This window comes from Streptomyces sp. Ag109_G2-15 (assembly GCF_900215565.1).
In the GTDB taxonomy this organism is placed as follows: Bacteria; Actinomycetota; Actinomycetes; order Streptomycetales; family Streptomycetaceae; genus Streptomyces; species Streptomyces diastatochromogenes.
In genome coordinates, this window is sequence record NZ_OCNI01000001.1 from 7,150,044 (window position 1) to 7,170,092 (window position 20,049).

The 20,049-nt window shown below is 71.6% G+C and carries 12 protein-coding genes and 1 pseudogene; 8 read left to right on the forward strand and 5 right to left on the reverse strand.

Translation table 11 applies throughout. The features are described from left to right. Positions 1-33: 33 nt before the first annotated feature. Together CRP49_RS32160 and CRP49_RS32165 are read right to left on the reverse strand one after the other, a co-directional pair. Positions 34-516: a nucleoside deaminase gene (locus CRP49_RS32160; RefSeq protein ID WP_097256502.1), complete on the reverse strand. Its 483-nt coding sequence runs from the start codon at positions 514-516 to the stop codon at positions 34-36. Next, positions 500-1,789: an MFS transporter gene (locus CRP49_RS32165; RefSeq protein WP_097256503.1), complete on the reverse strand. Its 1,290-nt coding sequence runs from the start codon at positions 1,787-1,789 to the stop codon at positions 500-502. Before CRP49_RS32165 ends, CRP49_RS32160 begins: the two co-directional genes overlap by 17 nt. Positions 1,790-1,847: 58 nt before the next feature. On the opposite strand from CRP49_RS32165, the gene CRP49_RS32170 reads away from it, so the two are divergent. Both CRP49_RS32170 and CRP49_RS32175 read left to right on the forward strand, forming a co-directional pair. Continuing rightward, positions 1,848-2,234, forward strand: coding sequence for a MerR family transcriptional regulator (locus tag CRP49_RS32170; protein ID WP_097256504.1), 387 nt, complete (start codon positions 1,848-1,850; stop codon positions 2,232-2,234). A 40-nt stretch (positions 2,235-2,274) separates the two neighbouring features. Then, entirely contained in the window at positions 2,275-3,051 is a 777-nt protein-coding gene (locus tag CRP49_RS32175) for a GNAT family N-acetyltransferase (RefSeq protein ID WP_097256505.1), read from the forward strand. Between the two features lie 21 nt (positions 3,052-3,072). Here the strand turns inward: CRP49_RS32175 and CRP49_RS32180 are convergent, their stop codons facing one another. Beyond that, positions 3,073-3,336 (reverse strand): GlsB/YeaQ/YmgE family stress response membrane protein, encoded by a 264-nt coding sequence (locus CRP49_RS32180; protein WP_097257653.1) that lies wholly within the window; start codon positions 3,334-3,336, stop codon positions 3,073-3,075. Between the two features lie 216 nt (positions 3,337-3,552). Here CRP49_RS32180 and CRP49_RS32185 point away from each other — a divergent pair, with 216 nt between their 5' ends. Continuing rightward, positions 3,553-5,004, forward strand: a complete 1,452-nt coding sequence (locus CRP49_RS32185) for a hydrolase (protein WP_097256506.1) — start codon at positions 3,553-3,555, stop codon at positions 5,002-5,004. A 39-nt stretch (positions 5,005-5,043) separates the two neighbouring features. On the opposite strand, the gene CRP49_RS32190 is transcribed toward CRP49_RS32185, so the two are convergent. Next, a complete protein-coding gene (locus CRP49_RS32190) occupies positions 5,044-7,767 on the reverse strand; it encodes an exo-beta-D-glucosaminidase (protein ID WP_097256507.1) in 2,724 nt (907 codons plus the stop codon). 101 nt (positions 7,768-7,868) lie between these two features. Continuing rightward, positions 7,869-9,052, reverse strand: a pseudogene (locus CRP49_RS32195) (ROK family protein). A 118-nt stretch (positions 9,053-9,170) separates the two neighbouring features. On the opposite strand from CRP49_RS32195, the gene CRP49_RS32200 reads away from it, so the two are divergent. The 5 genes from CRP49_RS32200 (at position 9,171) to CRP49_RS32220 (ending at position 19,985) form a co-directional block, all read left to right on the forward strand. After that, positions 9,171-10,625, forward strand: a complete 1,455-nt coding sequence (locus CRP49_RS32200) for an APC family permease (protein ID WP_097256508.1) — start codon at positions 9,171-9,173, stop codon at positions 10,623-10,625. A gap of 283 nt (positions 10,626-10,908) precedes the next feature. Beyond that, positions 10,909-11,757, forward strand: coding sequence for a hypothetical protein (locus tag CRP49_RS32205; protein ID WP_306459757.1), 849 nt, complete (start codon positions 10,909-10,911; stop codon positions 11,755-11,757). Then, a complete protein-coding gene (locus tag CRP49_RS32210) occupies positions 11,754-13,820 on the forward strand; it encodes a hypothetical protein (protein ID WP_257033559.1) in 2,067 nt (688 codons plus the stop codon). The genes CRP49_RS32205 and CRP49_RS32210 overlap by 4 nt, the downstream gene beginning before the upstream one ends. Further along, entirely contained in the window at positions 13,817-14,773 is a 957-nt protein-coding gene (locus tag CRP49_RS32215) for a MoxR family ATPase (protein ID WP_097256510.1), read from the forward strand. The genes CRP49_RS32210 and CRP49_RS32215 overlap by 4 nt, the downstream gene beginning before the upstream one ends. After that, positions 14,766-19,985: an SAV_2336 N-terminal domain-related protein gene (locus CRP49_RS32220; RefSeq protein ID WP_097256511.1), complete on the forward strand. Its 5,220-nt coding sequence runs from the start codon at positions 14,766-14,768 to the stop codon at positions 19,983-19,985. Before CRP49_RS32215 ends, CRP49_RS32220 begins: the two co-directional genes overlap by 8 nt. Positions 19,986-20,049 lie beyond the last annotated feature (64 nt).

The window sequence follows — 20,049 nt, forward strand, 5'->3', positions numbered from 1 at the left end:
GCCGGTCAACGGCTGTCTGCGCGGAAGCGCCGGTCAACGGCCGCGTGCGTGGCAGCGGCGGTGGAGGTCCCGCACCTCCTCGACCAGCTCGGGCACCGGTCCCTCGACAGCCGCATCGGGGGCCACCTCGTGCACGGGCAGCGCCCGCACCGGCGCCGCGGGCACGCCCAACTCGGCCAGCCAGGAACCGAGTTGTTCGGACGAGACGACGTACACGATGCGGCCGAGTCCGACCCAGGCGTGCGCGGCCGCGCACATCGGGCAGTGCTCGCCCGAGGTGTAGACGGTGGCGGCGGCCCGTTCCGCGGGCGTGAGGTGGGCGGCCGACCAGCGGGCCAGTTCGAACTCCGGATGCCGGGTGCGGTCCCCGGAGGCCACCCGGTTGCGGTCCTCGGCGAGGACCGTCCCGTCCGCCGCCACGAGCACCGAGCCGAAGGGCTCGTCGCCCGCATCCAGCGCCTCCCGCGCCAGCTCGACGCACCGTCGCAGATAGCCCAGCTCACTGTCCTTCACCATGGGACACCGACCTCCTCGCAGCATGATCCCCGGCACCGCACGCCACGGGCACCGAGGGTGACACAGCCACCCGGTTCCCGTCCGGCGCCGCACCGTGGCGTACGGCCGGAAAGGCGTGCCGGCGCCCCGCCGTGACCGTGGCCAGTGCCAGCACGGCCGCGGGCAGCGCCGTCCAGGGCAGCGCCCCGGCGCCCAGGGCGTCCAGCGCCACCCCGCCCGTGAGCGAACCCGCGGCGATCCCCGCGTTGTACACCGTGGTCTGCAGCGAGGTCGCCACATCGGCGCCGGCCGGGCCCGAGACGTCGACCAGCGCGGTCTGGATCAGCGTCGGCGCCCCGCCGAAGGCCACGCCCCACAGGGCGACGGCGCAGACCAGCACCGCGTGCGCACCGGAGCCGAGTCCCAGCACCAGCAGGACCGTGGCGAACAGGGCCAGGGATGCGAGCAGCGTGGGCCGCAGATGCCGGTCGACCAGGACGCCGGTGAGCCAGATCCCGGCCACCGTGGCCAACCCGAACACCGTGAACAGCACGCCCGTACGGCCGTACCCGGCGTGGGCGGCGAACGGGGCGACGTACGTGTACATCACCTGGTGCCCCAGCAGCAGACACAGCGTCACGCACAGCACCGGGCGGATCCCCGGTCGTACGGCCACCCGGACGAGCGGCACGCGCGCGTGCGGGGGTTCGCCGGGGAAGCCGGGCACCCGCAGCCGTACCCACACCACGAGCAGTACGGCGAGGACGGCCAGCGAGCCGAAGGCCGCCCGCCAGCCCACCGCACCCGCCAGCGCCGTACCGGCGGGCACGCCCAGCGCCAGGGCCAGGGTGATCCCGGCGAGCACCACCGCGATGGCCCGGCCGCGCCGGGCGGCCGGCACCATACGGGCCGCGTAGCCGACGAGCATCGCCCACAGTGTGCCGCCCATGGCCCCGGCGAGCAGCCGGGCCGCGAAGGTGAGCGGGTACGACGACGACAGCGCGACGAGCGCGTTGCTGACCGCGAACCCCAGCAACGCGCCGCACAGCACCGGCCGCCGGGGCAGCCCGCGCAGGGCCGTCGTGAGCGGTACGGCCGCCAGGAAGGAGGCCGCCGCGTACGCGGTGACGAGGAAGCCGATCCGGGACTCGGCCACCCCCAGCCGGGGTGCCATCGCGGGCAGCAGACCCGCCGGCAGGAGTTCGGTCAGGACGGCCGTGAAGGCGGCACAGGACAGGGCCAGCAGCCCCGACCACGGCAGCGGACCGCCCTTGACCTGGGAAGACAGGGACATGCGACCATGGTCGAACCTTGACATCAGTGTGAGGGCAAGCGTGGCTTCGGAGGCGGGGATGAGAATCGGCGAACTGTCCCGGCGCACCGGCGTACCCACCCGCCTGCTCCGCTACTACGAGGAACAGGGCTTGCTCCATCCCGGCCGCGCCGACAACGGCTACCGCAGCTACCCCGAGTCCGCCGTCCCGGACGTCCAGCAGATCCGGGGCCTGCTCGACTCGGGCCTCACCACCGAGATGATCCGCGCGATCCTGCCGTACCTCTCCGGGCCCGAGGAGCTGCACCCGCCCGCCGAGTGCGTGACCCCGCAGACGGCGGCCCTGCTGCAGGCGCACATCGACCGCATCCAGGCCCGCATCGACTGCCTGGCCCGCAACCGCGACCGGCTCACCGCGTACCTGTCCGTGGTACGGCCGGAGGGTGTCGCCCCGGACGTCCGGTAATTCCGTTGTCCGTCGGGGGCGCGGATGCTGGAGTGAGGGCATGGATCATGCCGCGGTGCTCGCCCTGTACGACCGGGACATACGTGAGGGCGCACGCCCCGACGGGCCCGGAGCCCGGATCGAGCGGACCGGCCCGGTCGTCCGCCAGGTCACCGACGCGCAGGGCTGGAACGGCGTCGTGTGGTCCACGCTGGACGCGGGGACCGCGGACCGGGCGATCGGCGAACAGATCGCGTACTTCACCGGACTGGGCCGCGACTTCGAGTGGAAGCTCTACGGCCACGACCAGCCGGTGGACCTCGGCTCCCGGCTGACCGCCGCCGGATTCCGCGCCGAGCCCGAGGAGACACTCCTGATCGGCGAGGTCGCCCGGCTCGCTCTGGACGCCGAGCCGCCCGCGGGGATCCGCTTCGTCCAGGCCACCGATCCGGCCGGCGTCGACCTCGTCGTGGACGTGCATGAGCAGGCCTTCGGCACCGACGGCGGCCGGTTGCGTCACCGGCTGCTCGCCCGGCTGGCCGCCGACCCCGGCACGGTCGTCGCCGTGGTCGCGCTCGCCGGTGACGAGCCGGTCAGCGCCGCCCGCATGGAGCTGGTGCCCGGCACCCGCTTCGCCGGGCTGTGGGGCGGCGGCACCGTCGAGACCTGGCGGGGCCGGGGCATCTACCGCGCCCTGGTCGCCCACCGTGCCCGCGTCGCCGCCGCCCACGGATACCGCTACCTCCAGGTCGACGCCTCACCCATGAGCCGCCCGATCCTGGAACGCCTCGGCTTCCACGCGCTGAGCACCACCACGCCGTATCTGTACGGGAGCTGACGCCCCCTCAACTGTGCTCCCTCAGCGGCGGGTCCGGGCCCGGTCCAGAGCGGCGATCCCCGCCGCCGCGAGGGCGATCTGGATGAACCACTCGATCCAGTCCGGCCCCTTGGTGTCCGCGACCCCGAACCCGGCGGCGATCGCCGAGCCCAGCAGCGCCGCCACGATGCCGACGACGATGGTCCACAGGACGCCGATGTGCTGCCGCCCGGGCACGACCAGCCGGCCCAGCACGCCGATGACGAGCCCGATGACGATGGCGCTGATGAGGCCTGAAATCTCCATGTCCACCCCTCTTCGTCGCGTTCCCCGCTGATGTGTCATGTGCCCGCTCCAACCGGAGGCACTCCGCTCCGCTTATTGCCGGGACTTTCTGTTCACCGGGTCGTCATGCCATGTACCTTTCAATCAATCGACGCGTGTAGAACCCTCAAGCCGGTTCTACGCGCGCAGACTTGGCGCCCGCACCGCCTCTCCCCACCCCTCATGGAGGTTCGCCGGATGCTCGGATCGAGGAGATCCCGCCGCAGATTCACCACCGCCCTGGCCGGGCTCGGGCTGCTCGTCACGTCCGCAGCCCTGCAGGTCGGTACCAGCGCCACCCCCGCCCACGCGGCCACCACGCACCGGATCCTGTTCGACAACGCCCACGCCGAGACGGCCGGCAACGCGGACTGGATCATCTCCACCAGCCAGCCCGACCCGCTCGGCCAGGACTCCTCCCCGTCCGCCGAGACGGACTGGACCGGCGCCCTGTCCTCCTGGGGCGTCGACCTGCAGAAGACCGGCAGCTACAGCCTGAAGACGCTGCCGTCGGGCTCCAGCCTCAGCTACGGCGGCTCGTCGACCACCGACCTGTCGAACTTCGACACGCTGGTCCTGCCCGAGCCCAACACGCTGTTCACGACCGCCGAGAAGACGGCGATCATGAACTTCGTGAAGAACGGCGGCGGCCTGTTCATGATCTCCGACCACACCGGCGCCGACCGCAACAACGACGGCGAGGACGCGGTCGAGATCCTCAACGACCTGATGACGAACAACAGCGTCGACTCCACCGACCCGTTCGGCTTCTCCATCGACTCGCTGAGCATCAGCTCCGACTACCCGTCGGCGATCAGCGACAGCAGCGACCCGGTCCTGCACGGCTCCTTCGGCACCGTCACCAAGAGCCTGATCGCCAGCGGCACGACCGCCACGCTCAAGCCCGCCGACAACTCCGGCGTCAAGGGCCTGCTCTACCGCACCGGTTACTCCGGCAACACCGGCGCCTTCTTCCTGACGTCCACCTTCGGCAGCGGCCGCGTCGCCTTCTGGGGCGACAGCTCGCCGATCGACGACGGCACCGGCCAGTCCGGCAACACCCTGTACGACGGCTGGAACGACTCCGGCGCCACCAACGCGGCGCTCGCCCTCAACGCCACCGCCTGGCTGGCCGGTTCCGGCACCAGCGGCGGGGGAGGCGGCGGCACCGGCACCTGCACCGCCGCCCAGCTCCTCGGCAACAACGGCTTCGAGTCCGGCAACTCCACCTGGAGCGCCACCAGCGGCGTCATCTCCAACTCCAGCAGCGAGTCCGCCCGTTCCGGCTCGTACTACGCCTGGCTCGACGGCACCGGGACCGCCACGACCGACACCCTCTCCCAGGCGGTGACCATCCCGTCCGCCTGCACGACGGCCACGCTGAGCTTCTATCTCCACGTCGACACCGCGGAGACCACGACCAGCACGGCCTACGACACCCTGAAGGTCCAGGTCCTCAACAGCTCCGGCACCGTGCTCGGCACCCTGGCGACGTACTCGAACCTCAACGCCGCCTCCGGCTACACCCAGCGCAGCTTCAACCTGACCAGCTACGCCGGGCAGACCGTCACCCTCAAGTTCACCGGCACCGAGGGCTCCAAGTACCAGACGTCGTTCGTCGTGGACGACACCGCGCTCAACGTCAGTTGAGCCGTGCGGGGGTGGGCCGCCGGGCCCACCTCCGTCACATCAGGCGGCCGGTACCGTCCGCTCCGGCGTGTTCCAGCCGGAGACCCGCACCCCCGGCGCCGAACCGTGCAGATCGGCGGTCCGGTAGGTGGCGGTCAGCGTCACCGACTCGCCCGGCCACAGGCCGACCTCGTTGTCCGACCACCGCACCGGCAGCACCGGCTTCCCCTGGGCGTCGACCAGGTGGACGTCCGTGAACAGCGACGGCGTCCTGCCGCTGCCCGTGTGGCGCAGGGTCACCGTCGTGGTCGACGTACCGCCGGACGACACCGTCGACGCCGTGGCCGACACCGGCACCTGCGCCATCGAGGCGAGCCCCTTCAGGTCGGCATAGCCGGTCGTCGGCGTGTAGTACCAGTCGGTCTTCGCCCAGTCGAGCGTGTCGGCCTTGGTGGAGAGCCAGTACACGTTCCGGCTCACCTCCTTGCCGTCCGCGTCGGTCAGGGTCAGCCGGAGCAGGTACGTGGACGACAGCCCGCTCACCGACGAGGGCAGGGTGAGCGCGGTGCCGTGCGCGCCACCGCCGTTCACCGTCAGCCCGGTCACGGCCTTGTCGTACTTCTGCGTGCCGTCGGGGTTGAACAGCGTGGCCCGCGCGGTGAGTCCGCCGGCCGAGGCGTTCCGGTTGTTCACGACGACGACCGAGCGGTCGTCGTAGGAGTACTGGACGTGCAGCGGCTCGTTCGCCTTCTTGGCGCCGAAGTAGGCGCCGCCCTGGTCCAGGTAACGATCCGTCAGCTGCCAGTGCAGCGAGGTCCAGCCGCTGTTGAACATCCAGTAGATCACCCCGGTGGCGGGCTTGCTCGCGTCCGTCGCGTTGCGCGCGTAGGCCTCGTACTGGGCGCGCACGTTCTCGTACTGGGCCAGCTGCGCCTTGCGCACGTAGTCGGTGAGGCCCGTCGGGGGCCCGTAGCGGCCGGTGAGGGCGGCGTCGTAGATCTTGAGCGTGCCGAACGTGGGCGAGGGTGAGCGGTGGTACTGCCTGGCGTCCGGGTTCTTCCAGAGCGTGTCGAGTTCGGCGGGCGTCATCATCCGGCGCAGGGTGTCGAGCGTGGGGATGTCGGGGCCCGCGCTGGTCTCGGAGTTGAAGCCCGTGGCCCCGCCCTCGCGCTTGGCGTACCAGTAGCCGGGCGGGATCCAGTCGTAGGGTCCCGTCATCTTCAGGCCCGAACTGCCCAGCTGGGGCGAGGAGTTGTCGGAGGCGGCGGGGACGACCGGGGTGGGCCAGTCGGCGGCCTCGAGAGCGTCCAGGTAGTTCTTCTCGATCGTCGCGTCGGGTGCGAAGTCGCTGCCGATCAGGAAGGAGATCACGCTCGGGTGGTCGCGCAGCCGGGCGGCCTCGGCGGCCATGGACGCCTTGGCGACGGGATAGTCGGCGTCGGTCCACTTGTCGCCGGTCTCCTTGCCGTTGACCTGGCCCTCCCACTTGGAGCAGCACTCCCAGCCCGGCAGTGTGAGCACGCCGTAGCGGTCGGCGAGGTCGAAGAACTCGTCCGGCTCGATGTGGCCTTCCAGCCGGAGGGTGTTCAGCCCGAGGTCCAGGGCGTACCGCAGCCGGTCCTCGACGTAGGCGGGGTCCCAGCGCAGGAACTCGTCCGGGGACCAGCCGCCGCCCTTGATGAGCAGCCTGCGGCCGTTGATCCGGTACTGGCGGGCGCCGTCGGAGTTCAGGGGCGCCTGCACATCGCGGATGCCGAAGCGCTCGTGGGCGGTGTCCGAGGCCGTGCCGGACACGGTGGCGGTGAGGTCCAGGTCGTACAGCGGCTGACCGCCCATGCCGGCCGGCCACCACACCTTCGGGGAGGTGAGGTGCAGCCCGGGGGCGTCGGCGGGGGTGAAGGTGACGGTCTTCGTCTCGTGCGCGGCGAGCGGCACGGACCTGGTGAAGCTCGTCCCGCCGACGCTGCCGCTGATCTCGGCCGTGACCGCCGTCCCGGAGTCGTTGCGGGCCTGCGCCTTGACGGTCAGGTCGGCGGTGGCCAGCGACGGCACGGTCAGCTTGGTCACCACGTGTGCGTCGCGCAGCGCGACCGGGCCGCCCCGGCGGACCAGGACGTCACGGACGATGCCCATGTTCCGGTCGGGTGGCGGCTGGAGCCAGTCGAGCCAGCTCATGGTGAGGTTCTTGGTCGGGTCGTTGGGCCGGATGCGGAAGGCGACCGTGTTCGTGCCGGACTTCACCAGCGAGGTGATGTCCAGCTCGTGGTGGGTGTAGGCACCGACGACGTCGGCGGCCCCGGCCACCTGATGCCCGTTCACATAGACGTCGGCCGCCGAGATCACGCCGCTGAAGTCGAGGTGGGTGCGCTCGGTGGTGTCGGCGACCGTGAAGTCGGCCCGGTACCACCAGGGGACCTGGAAGTCGGCCCTGGGGATCTTCTCCAGGTTGGTGGAGTGGAACGGGTCCGCGTAGCGGCCGTCGGCGAGCAGCGCCGCGAGGACGGTGGAGCGGGGGCCCGCCGGGTACCAGCCGGTCGCCGGATAGGCCGGGGAGGAGACGGCCGGCGCGGAGTCGCTGACCTCGGCTGTCGACTGGATCGCGTAGCCGGACAGCGGGGTGCTGCTTCCGGCGGCGGAGGGGACCTGGGTGACCCGGGCGTGCTGCCGGTGCGCCGGGGCCGGATCCCGGGACCCGGCCCAGGCACTGGTGGACAGTGAGCTGAGCAGACCCAGGGCCACGGCAGCCGTGACGAGGCGGCGTCTGCGGGCGGGGCGAGGGAACACGGCGGTCTCCAGGTCGTAAAGTTAGGAAACTTTACTAACCTGCCACAAGCTAGGGCGCGGGGTGAGCGGTGTCAATCACCGTGGCCTCGGCGGCGGATGCGTCAGAGTGCGGCCGTCCTGTGCTCGAACACCATCTCCCGTGCCGTGCCCAGCGCCGTCGCCACCGCGCCCAACAGGACCGCGTCCTCACCCAGTCGGCTGGGTGCGAGCTTCGGCCGCAGCGGAGTGAGCGTGCGCAGATGCTCCCGGACCGGGCGCAGCAACAGGTCCACGCTGTGGCCCACCCCGCCGCCGAGCACCACGAGGTCCGGGTCGAGCACCGCGGCCGCGGCCGCCACGGTGTGCGCGATCCGCTCGCCCTCCAGCTCCACCGCCCGCACCGCGGCCGAGTTGCCCTGCCGGGCCGCGTCGAACACGGCCTTCGCCGTGAGCTGCCCGCGCATCCCGAAGTGCCGCGCGGCCTCCACGACGGCCACCCCGACACCGCGTCCTCCAGCCGCTCCGGCTTCTGCCGGCCGGTCCAGGGCAGGAACCCGATCTCCCCGGCCAGCCCGTGCGCCCCCGTGAACAGCCGTCCCTCGCTGACGACGCCCATGCCGAGACCGGTGCCGATCAGGATGTACGCGAACAGCCGGCTGCCCGCGCCGACCCCGTACGTGTACTCGCCGAGGGCGGCCAGGTTGGCGTCGTTGTGCACCTCCAGCGGTACGCCCAGCTCCCCGCGCAGCCGGTCCAGCAGCCCCGCACGGCCCCACCCCGGCAGATGCATCGCGTACCGCACCCGCCGCTGCTTCTCGTCGTAGACCCCGGGCGTGCCCACCACCCCGTGCACCACCTCCGCCGGGTCCACCCCGGAGTTGGCGACGACCTGGCGGGCGGTGCCCACGACCAGGTCGGCGAGGGCGTCCGCACCGCGGGCGGGGTTGCGCACATCCGACCGGGCGACCACCGTCCCGTCCAGGTCGGCCAGCGCGACGCGCAGCCAACTGCGGCCTATGTCGACGCCGAGCGCGTGACCGGCGGCCGGGTCGGGGGCGTACAGGACGGCGACACGCCCGCGCTCGGGGGCGTGGGTGCCGACCTCGTGCACGAGTCCGGCCGCCTCCAGCGAGGCGAGCGCGCTGGAGACCGTCGGCTTGGACAGGCCGGTCTCCCGGGCCAGCTGGGCGCGCGAGGCGGCGCCGAGAAGGCGCAGCCGGTCGAGCAGCAGCCGCTCGTTGGCGCTGCGCAGCCGCCGACGGCTCCAGGGCTGTTCGTGCTGCTCTACGGCGTCGCTGGCGGGCATCGCACCATTCTCACGCATTCCTGACGCATGCTTGACGTACCTAGTAAGGCTCCTTAACTTTATCGGCCATCCAGCCTCCACCGGCAGACCCCCTCCCTGCCTCGCGTCAGGAGCCCCCATGTCCGGTAGCCCGCCACCCTCGGGTGGCTTCGTCCGCCGTGTCGGCCTGTTCCAGGCCACGGCCATCAACATGAGCCAGATGTGCGGCATCGGCCCGTTCGTGACGATCCCGCTGATGGTCGCCGCGTTCGGCGGCCCCCAGGCGGTCACCGGATTCGTCGCGGGCGCCGTGCTGGCGCTCTGCGACGGGCTGGTGTGGGCCGAACTGGGCGCCGCCATGCCCGGCTCCGGCGGCAGTTACGTCTACCTCCGTCAGGCCTTCCAGTACCGCACCGGCCGGCTGATGCCGTTCCTGTTCGTGTGGACGGCGATGCTCTTCATCCCGCTGATCATGTCCACGGGCGTGGTCGGCTTCGTCCAGTATCTGGGCTATCTCGCCCCCGACCTGGGCCGGACCTCCGGCGACCTGATCGGCCTCGGCATCATCGCGCTGGTCGTCCTCCTGCTCTGGCGCGGCATCGAACACATCGCCCGCATCACCGCCGTGATGTGGACCGTGATGATCGCCTCGGTCCTCCTGGTGATCGTCGCCGCGGCCACGGGCTTCAGCCCGCACCGGGCCTTCACCTACCCGGCACACGCCTTCGACCTCACCTCGAACCACTTCTGGCTCGGCTTCGCCGCGGGCCTGACCATCGGCATCTACGACTACCTCGGCTACAACACCACCGCCTACATGGGCGCCGAGATCAAGGACCCCGGCCGTACCCTGCCGCGCTCCATCCTCTTCTCGATCCTCGGCATCATGGCGATCTACCTGCTCCTGCAGATCGGCACGCTCGGCGTCATCGACTGGCAGCGCATGACCGACCCGAAGGACATCGCCTCGACCTCCGTCGCCTCGGCGGTCCTGGAGAAGACCTGGGGCAGGGGCGCCGCCGACACGGTGACCGTCCTCATCCTGATCACGGCCTTCGCCTCGGTCTTCACCGGCCTGCTCGGCGGCTCCCGCGTCCCCTACGACGCCGCCCGCGACCGGGTCTTCTTCCGGCCGTACGAGAAGCTGCACCCGAAGCACCGCTTCCCGATGCTGGGCCTGGCGACCATGGGCGTGATCACCGCGGTCGGCTTCCTGATCGGCCGGCACACCGACCTCGCGACGCTGATCCAGCTGCTCACCACGGTGATGGTGATCGTCCAGGCGCTGGCCCAGATCGTCGCGCTCTCCGTCCTGCGCAAGCGGCAGCCGACCCTGCGCCGCCCGTACCGGATGTGGCTCTACCCGCTGCCCAGCATCGTCGCCTTCGCCGGCTGGTGCGTGATCTACGGGTACGCCGACAAGAACTCCCCCGGCCGCCACCCCATCGAGTGGTCCCTGGCCTGGCTCGCCCTCGGCTGCGTGGCCTTCTTCGTCTGGGCGCGGCTGGAGAAGGTGTGGCCGTTCGGGGAGCGGGAGATCAGCGAGGAGTACGCCCCCGCGCCCGTGCCGGACGGTCAGCCGGCGGAAGCCTGACCGCACCAGCGACATTCTCCGTTTCCCGCCCCGCGCCGAGTGATGTGACTAAGGTTCACCGTGAGCATCGCAACGCAGGTGGCGGTGCTCGACGCGACATGCGGTCGGTGCAGCGGCGCGGGGCCGCACGGGCAGTACTTCGGGGGCGTGAGTGAGCGGTTCGGACACTCCTCAGCTGGTGTTCGTCCACGGAATCGGGAAACTCCGGGGCAGCGAGGACGAGCGCCGTGACTGGCTCGAAGCCCTGGCCCAAGGAGCACGCAGGGCAGGGCATTCCGATGCCGTGTCCGGACTGACGCAGGGCTGGCTGGCGGAGGCACGCTTCGCGAACTACAGCGACCTGTTCACCGACGCCGAGGCCCAGGGCCCGCAAGCCGCGGAAGCCTGGGAACTCGACGAGGAACAGGCCGAGTTCCTGGAGGAGTTCGTCGAGACGCTGCTCGACGAACTGGGCCGGCAGGCGGCGGAACAGGGGGACAGGCGGGCGTCCGCCGTGATCGAGGACGCCAGGGCGCAACTCCCGCGCTTCGACGACCAGGCACAGGGCGTCGGAGCGTTGTTCCGCGTCCTGGGCCGGGTGCTGACGACCGTGCTGCAACTGCCGGGACTGCGCCAGGGCGCGCAGTGGGCGAGCGGCCTGCCGCTGCTGTCGCACCTGTCCCAGGTCGGGCGCTACCTGGACCGGCGCGAGGCCGACGGCGCCGGACGGACCCTGGACGCCCGGATCCGAGAGCGGGTCCTGCGGGGCACGGACCCGGAGCGGCCGCTGGTCGTGGTGAGCCATTCCCTCGGCACCGTGGTCGCGTTCGAGGCGCTGCGCGACTACCCGGGCCAGGTCAAGCTGCTGCTGACCCTGGGTTCCCCGCTGGCCACCGCGGCGGCGGTGCTCCAGCGCCTGGTCCCGCAGCCGCCCCGCACCCCGCACCGCGTCGAGCGGTGGCTGAACTTCTGGGACCGCGACGACGTCGTGGTCGGACGGCCCCGCATCCAGAACTGGATGCTGCCCAACGCCTCGGGCGTCCTCCCGGTCACCGACCGCGTGGACTCCGACGGCCTGTGGGTCCACACGGCCACGAAGTACCTGCGGCAGCCGGCCGTCGCCGGTCCGCTTGTCGAGGCGCTGCGGAAGTGACCGGCGAGCCCCGGCGCCACGTACTGGTGGTGGGCGCGCAGTGCACGGACATGGGAAACCTGGCGCGCCTGGAGGAGGCGGCCGAGGGCCTGCACACGGTGCTCACGGACCCCGCCCTCGGCGGGTGCACCGCCCGCCCGGGCGACCACGGGTCGCTCCTGGTGAGCGACACACTGGAACCCGACGACGTGCGCAAGGCCGTGTACGAGGCGGTCCGGCGGGCCAAGGCGGACAGCGCCGTGCTGGTCGTGGCGCTGCTCGGCCACGGTTTCACCCCGCCCCAGCAGACCGACCTCCACTACATGGTCGCCCAGTCCACGACCCAGAGCACCATGTCGGCCGTGAACGTACGGCAGTTGCTCGCCGTCGCCGCGGACGAGCCGGGCGTCGAAGGCGTGATCGCCCTCATCGACACCTGCCATGCGGCGGGCGCGGCACCGGACGCCGGCGGCATCGCCGGCGGGGTGCGGGCCGGCCGGACCAGGCTGTCCGTGCTCACCGCGTCCGCGTCCGACCAGGCGGCCCGCGGCATGCGCCTCACCTTCGCCCTGATCGACGTGTTGCGCGAGGGGCTGAACGGGGCCGGAGCCATGGTGTTCGCCGACACGAGACTCACCGAGGAACTGCGCGGCCGTATCGTCGGACAGGTCGTCGGGAGATTCGAGTACGACAACGACCCCTTCGCCCTGGACGGCCTGTGGCTGGCCCGCAATGTGCGCTCCGCAAACCCCGGCGGAGGCGGCGTGGTGGGGCTGGTGGGACGACAGGACCTCGAAGAGGCCGTGACCCTGTGGCGTGCGAACGTGCGCCTGCCCGAACGGTTGACGCTCGGCGAACTCGACGACCTGCACCGGTTCGCACAGCGGGGCAGGATCGAGGGCCCGACCGATTCCCGGTGGCAGGCGCGGGTGATCGAGATGGTGGGCACGCTCCTCGAGTGCGCGCGGACGGTCACCCTCCTCAACAAGGTGCTGGCCGAGGTCCTCACCAGCGACCTGCTGCGGGAAGCGCGTCAGCTGTCCGGCCTGCCGCACGAGGCCGAAGGGACGGAACTGCTGCGCGACCTGGTCGAGTACGCGGCCCTGCGGGCAAGAAAGCTCCACACACCCCCGTGGCAGGCACCGGCACGGCTCCTGGCGGCCCTGGCCCACCTGTCCGAAGCGGACGACGTGATCCCGCGGTTACGGCCGTGGGCACAGGAACACGGTGTGGTCACCGCGTTCAACGACGCTCTCACCGAGTTCGCCCAGCTCCGCAGGCAGGGAGAACTGCGCCTCGTCCTCAGCCTCGCCGGCGCCCTGACCGACTGGCCGGAAGAAGTCGATGCCTGGCTCGTCGGCAGCGGCGAAAGACTCCCGGTGCACGAGCGCTTCCGCTGCGAGCCGGCCGACCGCCCGGGGGTGGGCCGGGCGATGGGCAGAGCCCTGGCCTGGGCACGCGGCCGGCTCCCGGATCCGGAGCAACTGGTCCACGTGGACGTGGCCGCACCCGTCCACCTCCTGGCCCGATGGCATCCCGAGGAGGCGAAGGTCGGCCGCCACCTCCTGGGCGTCAACAGCACCGTCGTCGTCCGCTGGAGCGGCCGGATGGATCCGGCCGAGGAGAACGCGGAGATGAACGACGCCGCCCGCAGGGCCCTGCGCCGGATGACGGCCTGCGGCGCCGTCCCCGTGGAGTGGATCGACGCGACCGTCCTCGGCGACCGGCAGGGACTCGAACAGAGCCTCATGACCGGGCGGTACGACACCGCGGTCGGGATCGACCACCATCCCGAGACACTGCAGGACGTCCTCGAAGAACTGCTGCCCTACGCGCCGATCATCCTGTGGCCGCGCCCGGAGGCACGAGCGGGCGACGGCACCCTGCGCGCGCTGGTGGACCAGCACTGGCACAGCCTCCCGAACGGCTTCGCCCCTGCCTACCGGCATCGGTGGGCCCGGGAGCACGCCGGATGCGTGACCTGCCTCGGCGAGGTGCGTGCGGTATGGCACGACGAGGCGTGGCTGGAGTTCTGCCGACCCTTCGAGAATCGCGTCGTGGCCGGCCTTGAGGAGGAAGTGTGACCTGGAAGCCCTACTACCGTGGCGACGGCGAGCAGCGGAAGACCCCGCTGGCCGACCCGCCTCCATGGCGCGAGTTTCCCCGTAAGGCGCAGCACCGGCAGTACCAGCCACCGCCCGGCCTCGTCGACGCCGTCAACGCGGCCCTGCACCTGCGCCGCCCGCTCCTCGTCACCGGTCCCGCGGGTTCGGGCAAGTCCACGGTGATCGAGCAGGTGGCGTACGAACTGGGCCTCGGGCAGGTGCTCCGCTGGCACATCACCTCCCGCAGCTCCCTGGCCGAGGCCCTGTACCGCTACGACGCCCTGGGCCGGATCCACGCGCAGAGCCTGCGCGCGGCGATGACACAGCACGGGGGCGGCCGCGCGGGCCGTGCCCGCAGCCGCGACGACATCGCCCCCTTCCTGCAACTCGGGCCCCTGGGCACCGCGTTGCTGCCCGCTGAACGACCCCGTGCACTGCTCATCGACGAGATCGACAAGAGCGACCTGGATCTCCCCGGCGACCTGCTGGAGGTTCTGGAACGCGGGGAGTTCGAGATCCCCGAACTCGTGCGCTACCGGCGGCCCCGCGTCATGGTCCGCCAGTGGGACAGCCACGAGGAACATCTCGTCAAACACGGGCGGGTGTACTGCACCCAGTTCCCCTTCATCCTCCTGACCAGCAACGGAGAACGGGACTTCCCGCCGGCGTTCCTGCGGCGCTGCATCCGCTACACCATGCCCCCGCTGACCGCGGACCTGCTGCACGACATCGTCCGGGCCCACCTCGGCGACGTGCCGCAGACCGGTGAGGACCTCGTCGTGAACTTCGCCGAACGCATCGCGGCGGGCGAGCACCTCGCCATCGACCAGTTGCTGAACGCGGTGGCCCTGCTCACCGGCGATCAGGCACCGCAGAACGAGCAGTACGAGGAACTCCACGCGCTGCTGGTGCGTGAACTCTCCCGTGCCTGACGCTCTGACCCGCCTCCTGCGGGCGCTCGGCGATGCCCTGCCCCCCGAGGTGGACGCACGCACCCTCGCCGACGCGCTGTGGCTGGCCGCATCGGGCTCCGTCGGCGCGGACGCACCGCCGACGCACCCCGCGCCCGCCGAGGAATCGCACCCCGCATCGGAGGCGGATCCGGCGGCTCGCCCCACGGGGCACGGGCCGTCGGCCGCACGGCCCGGCCCGCGCGGCGCGGAGAGCCGGCAGGTCTCCGTCCGCAGTCCGGGGGCGACCACCACGGTCCGCGGCGTCCCCCTGACGATCGGCCGCGGCAGCCCGCTGCCGGAGGCCCTGGCCGTCGGCCGGGCCGTCCAGCCGTTCCGGCAGCCGTGGCGCAGGGGCGGTCGCCGCCGGCTCGACATCGACGCCACCGTGGAGCACTACGCGCGCGGTGGCCCGCTCGTGCCGCTGTTCCGGCCCGCGCCGGAACCCTGGTTCGAGGCGGTCGTCCTCGTGGACACCTCGCTGTCCATGAGCGTCTGGGAGGAGACCACACGAGCGGTCACCGGGCTGCTGCGCCGCCTCGGAGGGTTCCGCGCTGTCCACACCTGGAGCCTGGAGTGGCGGGAGGGCCGGCCACAGGTCCGTGACCACCACGACCGTCCGGTACCCGCTGACCGGGTGCCCCACCACGGCAGCGGACCCCAGGGGAGGCGGCTCGTCCTGCTGGTCTCCGACTGCGCCGCCCGCGGCTGGCACACCGCCGGCCCATGGCTGCTGCTGCGGGACTGGGGCGGGCAGATCCCCGTGGCGCTGCTCGATCCGCTGCCCCCGCGCCTGTGGCGCCGCTCCGCTCTGAACCTCCCCGCCGTGCGGGTCACCGGAGGCAAGGCCGGCGACCACAACCGCGGGCTCCGCTACCACCTGCCGCCGCGACTGAAGCCGGACGCGGACGGAGCAGACCCGCTCGGCCCCTGGGCCGCGCTCCCCGTGGTGTCGGCCACTCCCCACTCTCTGGGAGCCTGGGCGAGCACCCTCATGCGAGCCGACCCGCGGGGCTGCGACGCCGTACTCATCCCCGCCACCGGCCGCGTACCCCGCACGCGCACAGCCACGGCCCCCGCACGCCAGACCGACCCCGAGCACCTCGCAGCGGCCTTCGTCCACACCGCACCGACGCCCGCGGTCCGCCTCGCCGTCCTCGGTTCGAGCCTGGCCGAGCTGCCCCTTCCCCTGCTTCACGTGCTGCGTGACCAGGCGGTGCCCGACGCCCGGTACGCCGATCTCGCCGAGCTGCTCACCAGCGGGCTGTTCACGGTGCGGCGCGCACCCGACGGCGATCCGGTGCTCGTGTTCCACACCGCTGCCCGGGAGTACCTGCGCGGCTACCTGACGACCCATGACGTATGGCAGATCGAGCGTGCCTTCAGCCGCCATGTCGCCGCCCACCCGTACGCGCCACAGGGCATCGGCGCCGTGCTCCATGATCCGGCGGTGGTCAGAGAACTGCCTGCGGCGGTACGTCCGTTCGCGAAGGCGGTGCGGGCTATGCGGCGCATGCTCGAGCCATCGGGCGATCCCGTCGTCGACGCGGAAGCGGGGGACACCGGTGCGGGGGAGGCGACGCCCACCGTCCATTCGCTGGTACGGCTGCGGATGCTGGCGCACCTCGATCCGGGCACCGAGGATCTCGTCCGCCGGGACGCCGAGGCCCTGTTGGCGAACTTGATCGGCTACGTGAAGGCCAGACTTCCCGCGCCGCAGGGCTACTGGCCGAGGGAGGACACGTATTTCGACAAGGTGTGCGCGGAGGCGGGGAGGGTCAGCGTCGGTGACGTGAGCGATGATCTCGCCCGGTATTTCATCAGCCGTGGCATCGTCCTCAAACGATGCTCGCCGCTGGAGCAGCCTATCGGGGAGGGCCTGTTCTGGGAGGCAAGCGGTGGCCCCGTGATCGTCAAGATCAGGAAGTCCGGCGCGTTCTCGTGGGACAGCGTGACGGCTGATGTGCGTGCGGACCCCGACGCCGGCATTCCGGCCAGGTCCCCGGTCGAATTCGTCGTGGTCCTCGATCAGTCCGAGAAGCCCGAGGGGCTGCACCCGCTGAGCGACTGCGTGGTGGTGACGGAGTCGACGACCGAGCGCAGACGGGTGTCGGTCGTGCTCCGCGTCCAGACGCGACGCGGAAGGGGTCCGCGGGAGAGCCGGGCGGACCTCGCGAACGCCCTGCGGGTCCTGCGTTCCCGCGCAGGATCTCCGTCGTACGAGGAAGTCGCTCGGCACGCGGCGCAGGCCTCCCCCCGGGTACTGCTCGACCCGACCACGCTGGCTCGCTGGTTCGCCGGCCGGGAAGTGCCCGCCGACGAACGGAGTTTCGCCTGGCTGACAAGCTTCCTGAGACAACGGGCAGGCATCGAGGACGGCGGTGAGCTGTCGTACAGCCTGTTCACGCTGCTGCTGTACAACGCGTTGCAGGAGGAGCGCCGTGAACCCTCCAGCCCGCTCGCGGCACCGTCCGGACCGGCACCCCTCGGCGTACCGGTCACTCACGTGCAGGACCCCACCAGACTGGGCGTATTCCCATTCCTGGTCGACTCCGAGGACGAGACAGCGCTGCTGTCGCTGAGGCCGCCGTACGTCGAGCGCGACTATGACGCGGAGTTGCGTGCCGCCATGCGGGAGGCCGCCGACGGAACCGGCGGGCTGGTCATGCTCGTCGGCTCCCGTGGGTCGGGCAAGAGCCGTTCGTGTTTCGAGGCGTTGTCTTTCCTGCCGTCTGACTGGCGGGTGTGGCAGCCCTCGTCGAGCGAGGACCTGGAGGCGGGGCTGAGCACCCCGGGGGCGATCAGACCGCGCACCGTGATCTGGTTGGACGACTCCCAGCGCCATCTCCTTGACCTGACCAACGCCCACGGTGATCGTGTCGCAGAGGAGCTTCTGGCGCGCCTGCGCGATCCCTCAGGCGGGCCGGTGCTCATCCTGGGCACACTGCGCCACGAGTCCTGGCACGCTCTCAGGTCTGTCCCTCCGGCCGATGCGCCCGATCCACATCAACAGGCGCGAGAGCTGATCGACCACGGCACGCGCATCCTCGTTTCTGCTCAGCTCAGCCCGGCGGAGCTGGCCCGCCTCCGCGCCGCTGCCGCGACCGACCCCAACCTGGCCGAAGCCGTGCGGCGGGCTGGCGACGCGCTGATTCCGTTTCTGGCGAGCGGCAACGCCCAGATCAAGCGGTACGTCGCCGCGCCGCCCGCGCCCTTCGCCCTCGTACAGGCCGCGGTCGACGCACTCCGCTGCGGGCACGGACCGGAGCTTCCGCGGGCCCTTCTGCTGGCGGCCGCTCCCGGCTATCTCTCGAACGGCCAACGGGATCTCCTTGACGACGACTGGATGTCGTCCGCCCTGGATTACCTCAACCAGGGCCCGCCCGGCGCCGAGAGCCTGCTGAAGCATGTGCAACCCGTGCAGGGCAAGGCCGCCTGGTCGTGTTACCGGCTCTCGGAATACATCGAGCGGTTCGCACGCGCGGCCCGCCGCAACGACGTCCCCCCGGACGCTCTCTGGGAGGCCCTGGCAGCGCACGCGTCGATCCCTGACCTGGGGGCCATCGCCCGCACCGCCGAAGCGCAGGGCGACGACCGGCGTGCCGAACGCTTCCGTGGGCTCGCCCAACGGGCCCGGGCCCGGGACAGTGCGCGCGCGGATGCGGAGTTCGCCGGCTTCCAGGAGGAGGAGGCCCGCACCGAGCAGATCGAGAACACCGCACGCGCCCTGCGGAGCCTGCTGCAACGCACCAACCTCACCCAGACCGAGGCGAGTGCGGCCGTCGACCGTGCCCTGGACTGGCTGCGGACGGACGACCGCACCGAGAGCGCGCAGTTCGTGCTCAACGGGCTTCTCGCGCGGGGCGATCTGTCCGCCGACGACGCGGCGGACGCCGTACGGGTCGCGCTGGACTGGCTGGCGGAGCACGGGGACACCCCGGGCGCGCAGTTCGTGCTCGGGCGTCTGCTGGAGCGGAACGACCTCGGCGTCGCCGCTGCCCACCGGGCCGTGGTGTACGCCCTGAACTGGCTCGCCGCCCTGGGGGACACACAGTGGGCGCGGTACGTCCTGCGTCCCGTACTCCTGCGCGAGGATCTGTCACAGCGGCAGGTCGCTCTGGCCGTCGACGCGGCGCTGAGGTGGTGGGAGCGCCACGGCCCCACCTCCGCGGGCGAGTTCGTGCTCAGTGCTGCGCTGCGCAGGGAGGACCTGCCTCCCGGGCCCCGCACCCGGTTCGTCGACGCCGCCATCGGCTGGATCCGCGACTCCGGCAACTCCGACCCGGCGAAGTACGTACTGCGCCCCCTGCTCCAGCGCGTCGACCTCACACCCGAGGAAGCACGTGCGGCCCGCGACCTCGGCCTGCGCTGGCTGCGGTCCCACGGCCGCGACCACAGCGCCCAGTTCGTGCTCAACGCCTTGCTGTATCGCCGCGATCTGACCCCCTCGGAGGCGCGCGAGGCTGCGGAGCACGCACTGGAGTGGCTACACACACACAGCGCCGCCGACCGGTCGGCCCGTTTCGTACTGCGCCCGTTGACGTGGCGCACCGACCTGGGCGCCGATGTGGTGGCCCAGGTGGAGGAACTGCAGGCAAGGGGCGACCAGGACGGCGGACTCGTCCTGCTCGCGGACATCGAGGGCTTCGCCAAGGACTACAGCCGGGCCGACGCGCGAATCCGCATGCACGACGTCTTCCGACGTGTGCTCAGCGACGTGGATCCTCCGGCGCAGACCTGGGACAGAGGTGACGGCATGGCCGTCTTCCTGCCGGGGCAGGCAGACGACACCACCCTGTGCGTGGACCTGGTGTCGCGACTGCGCGCCGAACTCGACGATCTCGACTGGAACACGCCCTTGCGTCTGCGGATCGCCCTGCACCACGGCGACGCCGTGCGGTCACCCCAGGGATGGGAAGGGCACGCCGTGGTGACGGCGAACCGGCTGGTGGACTCCCCGGCGCTGCGCTCCGCTCTGCGGTCCGCCGTCGGCTCGCCTCTCGCCGTGATCGTGTCCGATGGGGTGTACGGCGGCCTCCGCCACGCGCCCCGGGACGTGACCAGCGCGTTCCGCGCCGTGCACGTCAGGACGAAGGAGCAGGTGCTACGGGCCTGGATCCGGGTGCCCGGATATGCGCAGCCACCCGGCGTCGAGGAATGGGCGTGGCGCCCTGGTGACAATGCGGCCGAGTGACGGCGGCTCCTTTCCCTGCTGACCGGGAGATTCGCAGGTAAATCAGCCGTCAGGCCTGGCAATC

Coding starts and splice junctions, on each gene's coding strand:
- CRP49_RS32160 (WP_097256502.1), bottom strand. CDS start 516: ATGGTGAAGGACAGTGAGCTGGGCTATCTGCGACGGTGCGTCGAGCTG.
- CRP49_RS32165 (WP_097256503.1), bottom strand. CDS start 1,789: ATGTCCCTGTCTTCCCAGGTCAAGGGCGGTCCGCTGCCGTGGTCGGGG.
- CRP49_RS32170 (WP_097256504.1), top strand. CDS start 1,848: ATGAGAATCGGCGAACTGTCCCGGCGCACCGGCGTACCCACCCGCCTG.
- CRP49_RS32175 (WP_097256505.1), top strand. CDS start 2,275: ATGGATCATGCCGCGGTGCTCGCCCTGTACGACCGGGACATACGTGAG.
- CRP49_RS32180 (WP_097257653.1), bottom strand. CDS start 3,336: ATGGAGATTTCAGGCCTCATCAGCGCCATCGTCATCGGGCTCGTCATC.
- CRP49_RS32185 (WP_097256506.1), top strand. CDS start 3,553: ATGCTCGGATCGAGGAGATCCCGCCGCAGATTCACCACCGCCCTGGCC.
- CRP49_RS32200 (WP_097256508.1), top strand. CDS start 9,171: ATGTCCGGTAGCCCGCCACCCTCGGGTGGCTTCGTCCGCCGTGTCGGC.